Origin of the sequence: Flavobacterium sp. 9R (assembly GCF_902506345.1) — a bacterium.
GTDB lineage: Bacteria > Bacteroidota > Bacteroidia > Flavobacteriales > Flavobacteriaceae > Flavobacterium.
On the sequence record NZ_LR733413.1, the window covers coordinates 2,949,809 to 2,966,003 of the forward strand.

The 16,195-nt window shown below is 36.2% G+C and carries 13 protein-coding genes; 8 read left to right on the forward strand and 5 right to left on the reverse strand.

Features of this window, described 5'->3' with window-relative positions; genetic code table 11:
• Window positions 1-5 precede the first annotated feature (5 nt).
• Window positions 6-227: an addiction module protein gene (locus FLAVO9AF_RS13095; protein ID WP_159689627.1), complete on the reverse strand. Its 222-nt coding sequence runs from the start codon at window positions 225-227 to the stop codon at window positions 6-8.
• Between the two features lie 187 nt (window positions 228-414).
• The gene (lepA, locus tag FLAVO9AF_RS13100) at window positions 415-2,211 is read right to left on the reverse strand and encodes a translation elongation factor 4 (RefSeq protein WP_064715755.1); all 1,797 of its coding nucleotides are present in this window, start codon (window positions 2,209-2,211) and stop codon (window positions 415-417) included.
• Window positions 2,212-2,424: 213 nt separating this feature from the next.
• Between lepA and FLAVO9AF_RS13105 the strand changes: the two genes are divergently transcribed.
• The 4 genes from FLAVO9AF_RS13105 to FLAVO9AF_RS13120 all read left to right on the forward strand — a co-directional run bounded on the left by FLAVO9AF_RS13105 (window position 2,425) and on the right by FLAVO9AF_RS13120 (window position 4,513).
• Window positions 2,425-2,799 (forward strand): DUF4345 domain-containing protein, encoded by a 375-nt coding sequence (locus FLAVO9AF_RS13105; protein ID WP_159689631.1) that lies wholly within the window; start codon window positions 2,425-2,427, stop codon window positions 2,797-2,799.
• Between the two features lie 140 nt (window positions 2,800-2,939).
• Window positions 2,940-3,932, forward strand: a complete 993-nt coding sequence (gene dusB / locus FLAVO9AF_RS13110; protein WP_159689634.1) for a tRNA dihydrouridine synthase DusB — start codon at window positions 2,940-2,942, stop codon at window positions 3,930-3,932.
• 55 nt (window positions 3,933-3,987) lie between these two features.
• On the forward strand, window positions 3,988-4,221 hold the full coding sequence (locus FLAVO9AF_RS13115) for a hypothetical protein (RefSeq protein WP_159689640.1): 234 nt from the start codon (window positions 3,988-3,990) through the stop codon (window positions 4,219-4,221).
• Window positions 4,211-4,513: a type II toxin-antitoxin system RelE/ParE family toxin gene (locus FLAVO9AF_RS13120; protein ID WP_159689644.1), complete on the forward strand. Its 303-nt coding sequence runs from the start codon at window positions 4,211-4,213 to the stop codon at window positions 4,511-4,513. Before FLAVO9AF_RS13115 ends, FLAVO9AF_RS13120 begins: the two co-directional genes overlap by 11 nt.
• A 4-nt stretch (window positions 4,514-4,517) precedes the next feature.
• Here FLAVO9AF_RS13120 and FLAVO9AF_RS13125 read toward each other — a convergent pair whose 3' ends face one another.
• Window positions 4,518-5,717 carry an ABC transporter permease gene (locus FLAVO9AF_RS13125; protein WP_159689647.1) on the reverse strand — a complete coding sequence of 400 codons (1,200 nt, stop codon included), beginning with the start codon at window positions 5,715-5,717 and terminating at the stop codon, window positions 4,518-4,520.
• 1 nt (window position 5,718) lies between these two features.
• Window positions 5,719-6,111, reverse strand: coding sequence for a 30S ribosome-binding factor RbfA (gene rbfA, locus FLAVO9AF_RS13130; protein WP_064715752.1), 393 nt, complete (start codon window positions 6,109-6,111; stop codon window positions 5,719-5,721).
• Window positions 6,112-6,552: 441 nt separating this feature from the next.
• Between rbfA and FLAVO9AF_RS13135 the strand changes: the two genes are divergently transcribed.
• From FLAVO9AF_RS13135 to FLAVO9AF_RS13150, 4 genes are all read left to right on the forward strand, one after another.
• Window positions 6,553-9,711, forward strand: a complete 3,159-nt coding sequence (locus tag FLAVO9AF_RS13135) for an exodeoxyribonuclease V subunit beta (protein ID WP_159689650.1) — start codon at window positions 6,553-6,555, stop codon at window positions 9,709-9,711.
• A 31-nt stretch (window positions 9,712-9,742) separates the two neighbouring features.
• Window positions 9,743-10,933: a glycine C-acetyltransferase gene (gene kbl, locus FLAVO9AF_RS13140; RefSeq protein WP_159689655.1), complete on the forward strand. Its 1,191-nt coding sequence runs from the start codon at window positions 9,743-9,745 to the stop codon at window positions 10,931-10,933.
• A gap of 109 nt (window positions 10,934-11,042) precedes the next feature.
• Complete coding sequence (locus FLAVO9AF_RS13145; protein WP_159689659.1) at window positions 11,043-12,521, forward strand: OmpA family protein; 1,479 nt, start codon at window positions 11,043-11,045, stop codon at window positions 12,519-12,521.
• A 61-nt stretch (window positions 12,522-12,582) separates the two neighbouring features.
• Entirely contained in the window at window positions 12,583-15,345 is a 2,763-nt protein-coding gene (locus FLAVO9AF_RS13150) for a PD-(D/E)XK nuclease family protein (RefSeq protein ID WP_159689662.1), read from the forward strand.
• On the opposite strand, the gene FLAVO9AF_RS13155 is transcribed toward FLAVO9AF_RS13150, so the two are convergent.
• Entirely contained in the window at window positions 15,342-16,124 is a 783-nt protein-coding gene (locus FLAVO9AF_RS13155) for an alpha/beta fold hydrolase (protein WP_159689667.1), read from the reverse strand. The genes FLAVO9AF_RS13150 and FLAVO9AF_RS13155 overlap by 4 nt on opposite strands.
• Between the last annotated feature and the right edge of the window lie 71 nt (window positions 16,125-16,195).

Consider the following 16,195-nt stretch of genomic DNA (forward strand, 5'->3'; position numbering starts at 1 on the left):
ACCTTTTATAGTGCTTTAGATACTTTGTCCCAATCCAAAAGGCGTTCAGAATTAGTTTTAGCTTTAGCGATTCGATCTAAAACAATTTTTTGATGTTCTATAGGAATTTCAACATCTTCATTCCAAAGCGCATCATTGATTTTCAATCGATCTTTTGGAGATAATTGTTTAACCGCTTCAAGTAATTGACTTACACTTAAATCAATGTTTAATTTTATTGTTTCCATAAAAACAAAGTTAATGAAAAAAGGTTTTGTTACCTGTTAGCCTTATACTATTTTCTAAGTATAAATAGTCTTAATTATTAGTTTGAAAATAAATATGATTTTTAATCTAAACAAAAAAACCTGACAATTTTTACATCGTCAGGTTTTCTCTTTATTCTATTTTCTATATTCTTTTCTCTAAAAAAAACTAGTCGTTCAGTTTAAGAACCGCCATAAACGCTTCCTGCGGAATTTCTACATTTCCAACTTGGCGCATACGTTTTTTACCTTTTTTCTGTTTTTCCAACAATTTACGTTTACGAGAAATATCTCCACCGTAACATTTGGCAGTAACGTCTTTACGTAAGGCTTTTATGGTTTCACGAGCAATGATTTTGGCTCCAATAGCTGCTTGAATCGGAATGTCAAATTGTTGTCTCGGAATCAACTCACGTAATTTTTCGGTCATTTTTTTACCAATCGTGTAAGCATTGCTTTCGTGAATCAACGCAGAAAGCGCATCCACTTGATTAGCATTTAATAATACATCCAATTTAACCAATTTTGAAGCACGCATTCCAATAGGAGAGTAATCAAACGATGCATAACCTTTAGAAACTGTTTTTAATCGGTCGTAAAAGTCGAATACTATTTCGGCCAATGGCATATCAAAGTTTAATTCCACACGTTCAGTGGTCAAATAGGTTTGATTCGTGATAATACCACGTTTTTCAATACACAAACTCATTACGTTACCCACGAAATCAGACTTGGTAATGATAGTCGCTTTGATATAAGGTTCCTCTACACGGTCCAGTTTTGATGGTTCCGGCAAATCGGATGGGTTGTTAACGATAATAGCTGTTTCAGGCTCTTTTTTGGTATACGCTAAATACGAAACGTTCGGAACCGTAGTAATTACCGTCATATCGAACTCGCGCTCCAATCGCTCCTGAATAATTTCCATATGTAGCATTCCTAAGAATCCACAACGGAAACCAAATCCTAAAGCCGCCGAACTTTCAGCCGTAAATACCAGCGAAGCATCGTTTAGCTGTAGTTTTTCCATCGAAGCTCTTAGTTCTTCAAAATCTTCTGTATCGACAGGGTAAATTCCAGCAAAAACCATCGGTTTCACATCCTCAAAACCTGTAATCATATTGGTGGTAGGTGTTTTGGCATCTGTGATGGTGTCTCCTACTTTTACTTCTTTGGCTTCTTTGATTCCAGAAATCAAATATCCAACATCCCCTGTGGAGATTACGCTTTTTGGAACTTGATTCAGTTTTAAAGTACCTACTTCATCGGCAAAATATTCATTGCCAGTAGCCATAAATTTTATCTTTTGACCTTTTTTGATTTCTCCATTTACCACACGGAAGATAACTTCAATTCCGCGGAAAGGGTTGTAATGTGAATCAAAAATTAAGGCTTGTAAAGGTTCTTCTTTGTTACCTTTTGGAGGAGGAATTTTTTCGATAATGGCAGCCAAAATATTTTCGACACCAAAACCTGTTTTTCCTGACGCGTGAATAATATCTTCTAATTCACAGCCCAATAAATCGATAATGTCATCGCTTACCTCCTCAGGATTAGCACTTGGTAAATCGACTTTATTCAAAACAGGAATGATTTCTAAGTCGTTTTCTAAAGCCAAGTATAAGTTAGAAATCGTTTGTGCTTGTATACTTTGAGCCGCATCTACAATCAAAAGGGCACCTTCACAAGCGGCAATTGAACGAGAAACTTCATAGGAGAAATCAACGTGACCAGGAGTGTCAATCAAATTCAAGATATATTGTTCGCCTTTGTAGGTGTATTCCATCTGGATGGCGTGACTTTTAATAGTGATACCACGTTCGCGCTCCAAATCCATATTGTCAAGCAATTGGGCTTTTTCTTCGCGAGCGGTAACGGTTTGCGTAGCGCCTAATAATCGGTCGGCAAGGGTACTTTTTCCGTGATCAATGTGTGCAATAATGCAAAAATTTCTAATGTGTTTCATGTGCTTCTTCTGTCATTTGTGCAAATGCTTTCGCATTCAGTCTGCAAATATAGCGCAAAGTTTATATTTATGACCGAAGATTTTGAGGATAGTGGCCTTTAACGCTTGAATTTATAAGCATTAATAGGATACTTTGTAACTATTTTTTAGAATGAGAAGTGATTTAAGGCCTGCAGTCTATTTTTACCAAGGAGTTTTTGGTATTTTTGATTCATGATCGCAAAGCATTTACATCTTATTTTGTCAGCAGGAATCGTTTTTTCGGTGGCAATGGTATATGGATTTCAACCTACTTTAGTTTTTGATGTTACTATTTCATCAATTGATGAAGCAAATATCTTTAAAGCGATTATGGGGCTTTATCTTGGCTTCGCTGCACTTTGGATTATTGGTGTTTTTAAAGCACAATTTTGGACAATTGCCACCCTCTCAAATGTGGTTTTTATGCTAGGCTTGGCAGCAGGTAGAATTATTTCTATTCTTTTTGATGGATTGCCATCTGGTATTTTTGTTTTAGGAATCTTCGGTGAATTGGTATTGGGTTGTTTTGCCATTTATAACTATAGAAAATTTAATGTACCCAATTAAACACTTCTGTAATGTCCAATGTTAGCAATTTGATATCGAAGTTTTCGTAAAAATAATTATAAAATGCTAAAACTGTGGCACTCTTGAGATTAAATTTTATTACTAAAAATTCTTAACTATCTTTGCAAAAAATTTAAGCAATGCCCAAAATTGGCAACATAGAACTTCCAGATTTTCCTTTACTTCTTGCACCTATGGAAGACGTAAGCGACCCGCCTTTTCGTAGATTGTGCAAAATGCACGGTGCCGACTTAATGTATTCCGAGTTTATTTCTTCTGAAGGATTGATTCGCGATGCCATCAAGAGCCGAATGAAGTTGGATATTTTCGATTACGAACGTCCTGTTGGAATACAAATCTTTGGCGGCGACGAAGAAGCGATGGCGTTATCTTCCAAAATTGTTTCTACCGTAAACCCCGATTTAATTGATATTAATTTTGGTTGTCCTGTAAAGAAAGTCGTTTGTAAAGGTGCTGGTGCAGGAGTTCTAAAAGACGTCGATTTGATGATTCGTTTGACCAAAGCGGTGATTGATAGCACTCATTTACCGGTAACAGTAAAAACGCGTTTGGGTTGGGACGATAATTCTATCAACATCGATGAGGTGGCTGAGCGTTTGCAAGATATTGGCGTTGCCGCATTGAGTATTCACGCTAGAACGCGCGCTCAAATGTACAAAGGTCATTCCGATTGGTCACACATTGCTCGTGTCAAAAACAATCCAAGAATTACGATGCCGATTTTTGGAAACGGCGATATTGATTCTCCTGAAAAAGCATTAGAATACAAAAACAAATACGGAGTCGACGGTATTATGATTGGTCGTGCCGCAATTGGTTATCCTTGGATTTTTAACGAAATCAAGCATTTCTTTAAAACAGGAGAACATTTGGCCAAACCCACCGTTGCTGATAGAGTAGAAGCGGTTCGCAACCATTTGACTTGGGCTATGGACTGGAAAGGCGAACGTCACGGAATTGTAGAAACAAGACCACATTATACCAATTATTTCAAAGGAATTCATTCGTTCAAAACCTACAAACAACAATTGGTTACGCTTGATAAACCTGAAGAATTATTTGCAGTTCTTGACGAGATTATCGACGCTTATTCTGGGTATGAAGTGGTGTAAATAAATGGTTTAGCTACCTTGTTTTTTACTATATTTGACTAAACAATAAGTTATTATGAGTGTTCAGGCAGAAAAATCTTTTTTAATTGATTTACTTCAAAATAGTAATGATGCTTCATTTATTCAGAAAGTAAAAAACTTTGTTTTGAAGGAAATGGAAGCTATTCCTTTAACTGAAAAGCAAAAAAAGGAATTGGATAAAAGAATGTTAGAGCATCAGGAAAACCCTAAGTCTGGTTTGGATGCTTTTGATTTTTTAGATAAGCTAGCATCCAAATATGAATTATAAAAAGCTTATTCTAAAGACAAATGCTGCCGTTGAAATAGAAGAAATAATGGCTTTTTATGCGTCTGTAAATCTAACCATATTTAAAAAATTCTCTACTGAAATCAGAAAAGCATTTCAAGTAATTCAACGAAACCCAGAAAGTTTTCAATATAGATATTCAAAAGTTAGGGTGTTTTGGTTGCGGAAATTTCCCTATGGATTATATTATTTTATAGAAGAACAAGAAATTGTGATTATAGCGTTTTGGCATTCAAAAGAAGATATTCCCAATAAGTTACCTAAAATTTTATAGTCTTTTAATCCAACAACTTCTTACTCACACGACTACTTGCAATCAATGAAGCCAAAAAGCCAAGTGTGATAATGGTCGCCATTACGATTGCGATGTTTTCAAAACTAAAAACGACTGGATAGGCCAATGTTGGGGTAATCATAATCCACTCGAATTGTTGTTGCAATAACACAATTACGATACCCAAAACCAATCCGATGATTCCTCCATAAACACTCAATAAAGTGCCTTGAAGCAAGAAAATATTGCGAAGACTCTTGATTTCTGTTCCGAGATTGAATAAGGTTTTCAGATTCCCTTTTTTGTCCAAAATCATCATAATCAAAGCGCCAATCAAGTTAAAAAGTGCCACGACAATCACTAAAGTAAAAATTAGATACACCGCGATGTTTTCGGTGTTCAACATTTTATAAAGCGACTCGTTCAGTTGCGCTCTATTTTTTAGCGTGATTTTATTTTTGAAAATCGTTTGTAGTTGCTCAATAATAGCCTCTTCATCGGCATTTGGGCGGAGTTTAAATTCTATTCCCGAAATTTGATTGGGTTGGTATTCTAGTAATTCTTGCGCCAAGCTTAAATCGGCAAAAACGTATTTTGAATCCAAATCTTCACTAATCGAATAAATCCCAATCGGAATCAAATCGGTTTGATTAAAGGCTTCTGATGGAATAGTAATCGTACCTTTTCCCGGTCTTGGTACCATAACTTCTAGCGCCGTATTGTAATCAAACAAACCCATCGAGAATTTTTGCGCCATTCCGTATCCTACCACAACTTGATATGTGTTGGGTTGCAGCCATTGCCCGTTGTACAATTTTTTTTCAATGGCGTTTACTTTGGTGAATTGCGTGTCTACTCCTTTCAAATAAGTCACTTCTTGCTTGTCTGCAAAAGTAAAAAGCACTCGTTCTTCAATAATTTTGGAGAACGAAGCAATTCCGGCTATTTTTTTGATTTCTAGGTCTTGTTGGGGAGTAACAAAAAACGATTTGCCAAGGGTAGGCGTCGCTTTTAAATCGGGGTCAATTTCGTTGGTAAACGAAAGACTAAATTCTTTCAAACCGCTAAATACCGACAGCACCACAAAAAGCGCCATAGCACCCACAATGATGCCCAAACTAGCTATACGATTGATGATGTTAATAGCGCTGTTTTTGCTATTACTCCTAAGGTATCGGTGCGCGATGTAAAGCGGAAAATTCAATTTAAAACTGTCTGCGTTTTTCTAATAAATCTCTGTTTTCAATAGGATTTTCTTGATTTTTCAAGGCATTGTCGATTTTCTCGATGTAATCCAACGAGTCATCAATAAAGAAAACCAAATTAGGAACTCTACGCAATTGCAAACGAACACGTTGCGACAAATCGTGTTTTATCAAGTTGGTATTCGTTTTTATGGCTTCTAATGTTTCTTTTGCCTTCTCTTGAGGAAAAATACTTAAATGCACCGTAGCTACCGATAAATCTGAGGTTACCACTACTTTGGATACTGAAATTACTAAGTTAGTAACGCCATTTTTTCTCACTTCACCTTGCAAAATGTCCACCAAATCTTTTTGGATGACACCGCCTATTTTTTTCTGTCTATTTGTTTCCATACTGCAAAAATACTACTTTTAAGCTTTATTCGAACAAATTTTCAACGGAACAATCCTGATTCTAAAATATTCCGATTGGTAATCAGGAGCTATTTCCTGCTGTACGCTATATCTTTGCTGCCTCGTCCCAAAAGACGAGGCAGCAAAGGACGCCGCTTCCATCAGGGCTAGGGTTTAGGATAATCGAGAAGTTTTATTTATTGTTCGATTTTTCAACCGTTTGGTGAAATTCAAATAAAATAAAAAAAATAACCACATAGAACAATAGATTACAGTTTATGAAAAAGAATAAATAGAAATAGTTCTATTTCACACATATTATACTATGTGAATAGTAAAACGTCTATCTTTTCTTTTACGAATAATAAATTCTATGTTTCTCCCTATGTGGTAAAAAAAAATTCACTAAAGGGTCATAAAAGTTTACAAACAATCACAACTATGCAAAGCACTTCCTTTTCAATATATGACGCATCTGCTGGCTCGGGGAAGACCTATGCATTGGTCAAAGAATACCTCAAAATTATTCTAGTTGCCCCAAAAAACGATGCCTATCGTCATATTCTAGCCATCACTTTTACCAACAAAGCGGTGCAAGAAATGAAGAGCAGGATTGTAGGTAGTCTATCCGAATTTGCTAAAGACGAACCCAATGCCAAAGCACTTGATTTAATGCAGGATTTGGCTATTGATACTCAGTTGTCTTTGATTCAAATCAAAACCAAAGCCCAACAAATCATCAAGCATATTATTCATAATTATGCTGCTTTTGATATTTCAACTATCGATAAATTTACGCACAAAGTTATTCGCGCTTTTGCGCTTGATTTGAATCTCCCGATGACTTTTGAGGTCACTTTGGATACCGAAAATTTATTAGTCGAAACCGTAGACGCCATTATTGCTCAAGCTGGCGAAGATGCAACCCTAACGCAACTACTCATCGATTTTACTATGGAGAAAACCGATGATGATAAATCTTGGGATATTTCAAGGGAAATATTAGAAACGGGTCGACTAGTGCTTAATGAGAATAATCGCAATGAAATTGCTCAATTTCAAGACACTTCGATTGGTGAATTTGTAAAAATAAAAGAGAAGTTACTGCAACTCAATCGCGATTTAGAACAAGAGACGATGACTGCGGCAGCTGCAATTTTAGAACAAATAGACTCAAATGGCATTGATTCAAAATCATTTTCCGGGGCTTATTTTCCAAAGCATATTTTAAGTATTCAAGAAGGAAAATTTAATCCTAAGAACAAAACCTATCATGAATTTGACGATATAAAAATCAACAAAACGGCCAAAGATAGAGCGATTATAGAGGCCTTAATTCCTGAATTTTTGAGTCAGTTAGCTGCTATTTATAAAGTTTTTGAAAAGATTAATTTTTATAAAGCTTTTCTAAAAAACATCACGCCTTTGTCCTTATTGAATACGGTCAGCAACGAATTGGCCAAAATTCAAGAAGAGCAAAATGTGCTTTCCATTGCCGAGTTCAATGCGATTATTCATCGAGAGATTCAAAATCAACCTGCGCCTTTTATTTATGAGCGTTTGGGAGAGCGGTATCGTCATTTTTTTATCGATGAGTTTCAAGATACTTCCGAAATGCAATGGCAAAATCTCATTCCGTTAATTGATAATGCCTTGGCGGGTCAAGATGATTATGGCGTAAAAGGAACATTGATGATTGTGGGCGACCCGAAACAATCCATTTATCGATGGAGAGGCGGAAAAGCAGAGCAATTTATCGCCTTGAGCAAAGACCATAATCCGTTTAGCAACCCAGATAAAAAACTGATTCATCTAGACAAAAATTATCGAAGTTATGCTGAAGTAATTGATTTTAATAATGCTTTTTTTAAGATGTTATCGGCTGAATTTACCAATGAAGATTACAAAGATTTATACGAAAATCATAGTCATCAAAAAGCGAATGATAAAACGGGAGGTTATGTAAATATTTCTTTTATTCCTCAGTCAGCCACTAATCAGGAAGAGGAGGAAACACTTGACAAAACAGAATTGTATGTTTTGGCAACATTGCAAACGATTCAAAAAGTAATCGCTCAAGGATTTGAATATAAAGACATCGTAATTCTTACCCGAAAACGCGAGCAAGGAATTGCGGTAGCGAATTATTTAACGGAACAAAACATTCCGTTGCTGTCTTCAGAAACCTTGATGATTCAAAACGCCACTGAAGTTCGTTTTCTGATTCATTTATTGAAGTATTTGAACAATAGCAATGACTTAGAAGCTAAGGTGAATTTCTTGTATTTCATTGCTAAAAACAAACAAGATGTAGTAGCTGTCCCTGATTGTATCGCACAAGGAATGGCATTGTCAAACGAAGCTGATTTTGAGGCTTGGTTGCAGCAGTTATTTGGGGTGCAATTTTCATTTCAGGATATCCGAAAAAAAGCTTTGTATGAGGCGGTTGAGATTAGTATTGCTAAGTTTTTGACTGCAGAAAATAGCAATTCTTATGTACAGTATTTTTTAGACATTGTCTTAGAGCGAGACATTCGTAATCAAGCTGGAATTGCAGATTTTTTACTGTTTTGGGAGAAAAATGGTTCCAAATTCAGTATTCCTTCTCCAGAAGGCAGCAATGCAGTCAGAATAATGACCATTCATAAATCCAAAGGACTGGAGTTTCCAGTAGTAATTATGCCTTTTGCAGAAGAAGATTATTCGCGCAAACCCAAAGATAAACTATGGCTCGATGCCGAAAAAGAAGAGCTCGGATTAGAGAAAGTATTGATTGATAATAGTAGTGCGGTTGAGGGTTTCGGAGCAGAAGCATCTGAAGTTTACCATCAAAAAAAGCAAGAAGAATTGTTGGATAATATCAACGTTTTGTATGTAGCGTTGACTAGGGCAGAGGAGCAATTGTATATTATTTCTAATATGAACTTGTCTAGTAAAGGTGAGATGCCAAAGAATAATATGTGTACTTTTTTTATCCAATATCTAGAAAGCCAGAATCAATTTGATAGCGAAAAATTAACCTATGATTTTGGTTCAGCTACTAAGCTTTCAAAATCTGTAAAACATATCGATTCTACCAAGTCAATTCCAGTGATGGAAGCGTTTTTAGATCCCAAAAATATTAAGATTGCTCAAAAAGAAGCTCTAATGTGGGGCACACAACAGCAAGAGGCCATCGCTTACGGAAACGTGGTGCACGAAATCTTGTCATTGGTAAAGTATAAAACGGACATTGAAAAGGCTATTGAAATTGCTTTGGCGAATGGTTGGATTCATTTCGAACAAACAGCAACGGTGACTCAAACGATTCAAGCCATTGTTTCACATCCTGAGTTGGTGGGCTATTTTGAGGAAGGAAATCAGGTTTTTAATGAGCAAGCCATTATTCAAAACGAAGGAAAAACAATGAAACCTGACCGTATGGTTTTGAAAGGCGCCAATGAAATGCTGTTGTTGGATTATAAAACTGGAGTTCATAATGTTAAATATCAGCAACAATTGGAGAATTATCAAGATGCTATTGAGAAAATGGGATATAAAGTAGTTAAAAAGGTATTGGTATATATCGGATTAGCAATCGATATAGTAAATTTGTCATAAAAACTAAATTTAGAATATAAAAACACATACTATGTACGGTAAGATACAAGAATATTTGCAAAACGAATTGCAAACCATCGAAGCGAATGGCCTTTTTAAAAAAGAAAGAATCATTACTTCAGCTCAAGGGGCAGAAATTACAGTGAATGGTGAAACCGTACTTAATTTTTGTGCCAATAATTATTTAGGACTTTCTTCGCATCCGGAAGTAATACAGGCGGCAAAAGACACCTTGGATTCTCACGGCTTCGGAATGTCATCCGTTCGTTTTATTTGTGGGACACAGGATATTCACAAAACCTTAGAAAAAAAGATTGCTGATTTTTATGGTACTGAAGATACTATATTGTATGCAGCAGCTTTTGATGCTAATGGAGGTGTTTTTGAACCTTTATTAGGAGAGCAAGACTGTATCATTTCAGATAGTTTGAACCACGCTTCTATAATAGATGGCGTGCGTTTGTGTAAAGCGGCTCGCTATCGTTATGAAAATAGCAATATGGAAGATTTGGAGCAACAACTAATTAAAGCTACTGAAGCAGGTACACGTTTTAAATTGATTGTTACTGATGGTGTTTTCTCTATGGATGGACTTGTAGCGCCCTTAGATAAAATTTGCGACTTAGCCGATAAATACGACGCAATGGTAATGGTTGATGAATGTCACGCGGCTGGTTTTATTGGAGCTACAGGAAAAGGTACATTGGAAGCTAAAGGAGTAATGGGACGTATAGATATAATTACAGGTACCCTTGGGAAAGCTTTAGGAGGAGCTATGGGTGGCTATACTACAGCTAAAAAAGAGATTATTGAAATTTTGCGTCAACGTTCTAGACCTTATTTGTTTTCAAATTCATTGGCTCCAGCTATAGTTGGGGCATCAATTAAGGTATTCGAGTTGTTAGAAAAAGACACGTCTCTTAGAGATCAATTAGAGTGGAATACCAACTATTTCAAACAAGGAATGCTTATAGCTGGATTTGACATTATTGATGGGGATTCTGCTATTGTGCCAGTAATGTTATACGATGCGAAGTTGGCACAAACAATGGCCAATGAGTTGTTAAAAAACGGAGTTTATGTTATAGGTTTCTTTTTTCCTGTAGTGCCAAAAGAGAAGGCTAGAATCAGAGTGCAGTTGTCTGCCGGTCATACTAAAGCGCACTTAGATAGGGCGTTGAGTGCTTTTGAAAAAGTGGGAAAACAATTAAAAGTTATATAATTTCGCTGATTTTGTTTTTTTTTGTAGGTTTTTTTTAGCTTTTAATTTTGCGGATAAAAATTAAGTTGCTATTTTTGTTTATAATTAACTAAATTTTAATAGAATCATTATGAAACATCTTAACAAACTTTTAGTTGCTGTATTGATGGCTGCGGGTTTATCTTCGCAAGCACAGGACAGCAACAATCCATGGGCAATAACCATTGGAGCAAATGCAGTTGACTCAAGATCAAGTGCGTCAAGAGACGGCCTTAACTGGTTTGACCAACACTTTTCTCAACCATTCGCAGTAAAAGATAACTGGAACATTCTTCCATCAGTATCTTACCTTAATGTATCAAGATACATTGGAAGTGGTTTTACATTCGGAGTGTCTGGATCTGTGAACAAAATTGACAAATATGTTAATTTCAACCCAGCTGCTGCTAATGCTGATAGTAGAGGATTGACTGTTACAAATCCTGGAGATTTAATGTTTTACGGAATCGATGCTACTGCAAAATACAGTTTCATGGATTTAATTGGTACAAAATGGTTTGACCCAAGCTTACAAGCTGGTGGAGGTTATACTTTCTTAGGAAAAGATAGTTTCGGTCACGTTAACTTAGGAGTTGGATTAACTTTTTGGTTTACTGAAAATGTTGGTTTAGCATTATCTTCTGGATACAGAATGGCATTGCCTAATGACGAAAGAAATGATGCTGCTGGTTTACCAGAAAAACCATCTTTAGTACAACACACTGCTGGTATCGTATTCAAATTTGGAGGTAAAGATACTGACGGAGACGGAATCTACGATAAAGATGATGCTTGTCCAGAAGTTGCTGGTTTAAAACAATTCAACGGATGTCCTGATACAGACGGTGACGGAATCGTTGACGGAAGTGATGCTTGTCCAGATGTTGCTGGTTTAGCTGCTTTCAACGGATGTCCTGATACTGACGGAGACGGAATCGCTGATAAAGATGATGCTTGTCCAGATGTTGCTGGTCCTGCTTCAACTAGAGGTTGTCCAGATGCTGACGGTGACGGTGTTGCTGATAAAGATGACAAATGTCCAACTGTACCAGGTCCAAAAGATAACCAAGGTTGTCCAGTTATCTTAGATGCGGATAAAGATGGTATCGTAGATGCTGAAGATGCTTGTCCATTAGTGCCTGGTCCTAAAGAAAATAAAGGTTGTCCTTATGTAACCAAAGAAACTTTAGAGAGAGTTAAATTGGAAGCTAGATCAGTATTCTTCGTGACTGGTAAAGCTGAATTACAAACAGCTGATAAAGGTGAAACTTCTCAAAGATTAGATGCAATTAAAGAAATCTTGAAAGATTATCCTAATGCAAAATGGTCTATCGAAGGACATACTGATAATGTTGGTAAAAAAGCGGCTAACCAAAAACTTTCTGAGGCAAGAGCTAAAGCAGTTATGGATGCATTGATCGCAAGAGGTATAAAAGCTGAGAACTTAACTTCTAAAGGTTTTGGTGATACTAAACCTGCAGCTACAAACAAAACACCAAAAGGTAGAGCTGAAAACAGAAGAACTGAAATCATTTATGTTGGAGGTGCTGATGTTGATATCATAAAATAATATTTAACTACTATTTTTGAAAAGCCGTTCTTAATTGAACGGCTTTTTTTATATTTATAAAATGACAAACGCTACTTTTCTAGATCAAATTGCGACTCAATTAATCTCTAATTATTCGGAAGATTTTTCGAATACTATAGTGATTCTTCCCAACAAAAGGGCTAAAATATTTTTAATTGAAGCCTTAAAAAAACAAATTACACGAACGGTATTTTGTCCAGAGATAACTAGTATTGAAGATTTTGTACAAGAGGTCTCAGGGATTCGCTCAATAGATTCTATAGCCTTATTGTTTGAGTTTTATGAAGTGTATTTGTCAATTACTTCCAAACAGAACCAACAATCTTTTGAGTTATTTGCCAACTGGGCGAAAATGTTATTGCAGGATTTTAATGAAATCGATCGCTATTTGTTGGATCCCAATCACGTTTTGTCTTATTTAAAAGATATAGAAGATATTAAAAAATGGGGAATAGCTGTTGAGGATAAAACGCAATTACTTGAAAACTATATTGATTTTTGGAAGCTTTTACCTCATTATTACCAATCGCTGTATCACTATTTATTAGAAAAAAAGACTGGGTACCAAGGCTTGATTTATAGAGAAGCGGTTTCTAATCTCCCTGTATTTTCAAAAGAAATTGGTTCTAAATTTTATGTATTCGCAGGGTTTAATGCTTTAAATGCTGCCGAAGAAAAAATCATTCAGCATTTAATAGCTAATGGTAAAGCCACTATTTTTTGGGATGCTGATCAAACATTTTTGAATGATCCTTATCACGATGCTGGATTATTTCTTAGAAGATTTAAAGAAAGTTGGAAGCACTACAAATCCCACCCTTTTGAATGTATACAGGATGATTTCTCTAAGTCTAAAAACATTCATATAATCGGTACTCCAAAAACCATTGGACAAGCCAAAATTGTGGGTAGCCTTATTGAAAAGACCATTGCTGAACAAGAGGCACAGCATCTCGATAAAGTTGCGGTTGTTTTAGGTGAGGAAGACCTTTTAGTGCCGTTGTTATATTCTCTTCCTGCTTCGGTTGGTGCGTTAAATATTACTATGGGGTATTCGAGTAAAAATAACCCAGCGCAATTGTTAGTGGCGAAATTGTTTAAAATGCATACCAATGCTTTGAAAAGGAATCCCTCTCAATATGTGTTTTATTATAAAGATGTACTCGATATTCTTACGCACCCATTAGTAGAATCTTTTGCTAATGCGAATCACTTGGTTCGGATTATAAAAGAGAATAATTACACTTTTATTACACTTAAGAAAATATTAGAACTCCAAAACCAAACGAATTCATTATTCGATTTGTTGTTTCAAAAATGGGACAGTGGTTCTATGGCAGTTTTAGATGTTATTTCTAGTTTGTTGTTGCTCTTACGCAACAATTTGAGTAACGATAATGAAGAAGAGAAATTAACCAAAGCTTTTGTGTTTTCAATCTTTACGGTGATTAACAAGTTGAAGAGTTATTATGCTCAACACTTGCATATTGATCAAATACCGACTCTTTTTGCTATTTACAAACAGATAATTGATTTGGCTGAGGTTTCCTTTGAAGGAGAGCCGTTGAATGGTTTGCAAATTATGGGAGTTTTGGAAAGTAGGGTGTTGGATTTTGATACCGTCATTGTGACTTCAATGAACGAAGGGAAATTTCCTGCGGGTAAGTCTATGAATTCTTTTATTCCTTATGATGTCAAAAGAGAATTGGGATTGCCCACTTTTAAAGAAAAAGATGCGATTTATACCTATCACTTTTATCATTTATTGCAACGTGCCAAAAATGTTTATTTGATTTACAATACCGAAAATGAAGGATTAGATGGTGGTGAGAAAAGCCGTTTCATCACACAACTCGAAGTGGAGCAACGTCCGAATCATACACTTACTCACGAGATTTACAATGCCACTGTTCCTGATTCGGCTTACTTGCCGATGAGTGTTGAAAAGTCGCCATTGGTTATGGAGCGTTTGAAAGAAATAGCTGAGAAAGGGTTTTCGCCTTCGGCGTTGACTAGTTACATTCGAAATCCTATCGATTTTTATTTCAAAAAAATAGTGCGTATTCGTGATACAGAAGAAGTCGAAGAGACTATTGCTTTGAATACTTTAGGTACAATCATTCATAAAACTTTGGAGGAATTGTATACGCCTTTTATCGACAAGTTCATTTCGGAACAAGATATCGAACAGGCTATTCAAAAAATTGATTCCGAGGTGTTGAAACAATTTAAATTGGTGTATAAAGAAGGCGAAATTTCCAAAGGACGAAATTTATTAGCTTTTGAAGTAGCCAAGCGCAATGTATTTAATTTCTTAAAATCGGAATTGCAATCCATAAAAGCGGGTGATGCTGTTAAAATTTTGGCTTTGGAAGCGACTTTTGAGCGTGTTTTGGAGCATCCGAGTTTTCCTTTTCCAGTGAAAATTGCAGGTAATGTTGACCGAATTGAAGTCCGAAACGGTACTATTCGAATTATAGATTATAAAACTGGTAAAGTTGAAAAAGGCAATGTTACCTTAAAAGCTTGGAATGGTTTAGTGGATGATATTAAAAACGACAAAATCATTCAAATTTTGGCGTATGCATTTATGTATGAAACCCTAGCCAAAGAACAACCGATGCAAGCGGGTATTATCTCTTTTAAAAATAGTAAAGCTGGATTTTTGCCTTTTACTTTAAAAGAAGATAAAACAGAAGAATCCACTATTAATACAGCTATTTTGACCGCTTACTTGGAGCAATTAGTTGGCTTATTGCAAGAAATTTTAGATCCTGTAATTCCATTTAAGGAGAAGGCTTAAATTTTCTTCAAAAAAGATAACAATTCTGTAGTCAAATCGGATTCATTTTCGATGTGGCTCATATGGCCGTCTGGGAAAGTTACCAACTCAACGGTAGTCCCTTGGATTTGAGTGACGGTTTCTTCGTAGTTCAAAACAGGATCTTTTTTTCCTAGGATTACTACTTTAGGAAAAGTAGTAGTGTGGAGCAAGATTTCACGGTCTTTACGGATTTTCATTCCTTCGAGAGAGGCGACGATGCCTTGCAAGGGTGTTTGTAAAGCTTCGATTTTTACTTTTTCGATGCGGTCGTTTAAACGATTGCGGTTGTCTTCGCTGAATAAGTTGGCGATAGAAAGACGAATAAAGGTTTCGTAATCTTTTTTTACTGCTTTAATGGCGCGGTCTCGGTTGGTTTTGCGTTCGGGACTGTCTTCTTTGGCGGTGGAGTTGAGTAACACCAATCCTTTGACGCTTTCAGGATACAACTCGGCATATGCTAAAGCTACGTAACCGCCCATTGAATGTCCGATGAAAACCGCTTTTCGCAGACGCAAACTAGAAAGCACTTCGTGTACCGCATCGGCATTGTCTTCCATAGTTTGGAGGTAACCCATAGGTTCGGTTTGGCCGTGACCTAACAAATCGATGGTGATGACGCGGTATTTTTGACTCAAAACGGGTACTAAAGCACTCCACATCGATTGGTTTTCTAGGAAGCCGTGCAATAAAACAATAGCGGTTCCTTTTCCCGTGTCGGTGAATGCGATAGAGGTGTTTTTGTAGTGAAGGGTTTTCAAAGTTTACGGATATAAATGAAGGTCAAAATTAAAGTTTAAAAATCAAAAACCCTATATTTGAGAAACGCATT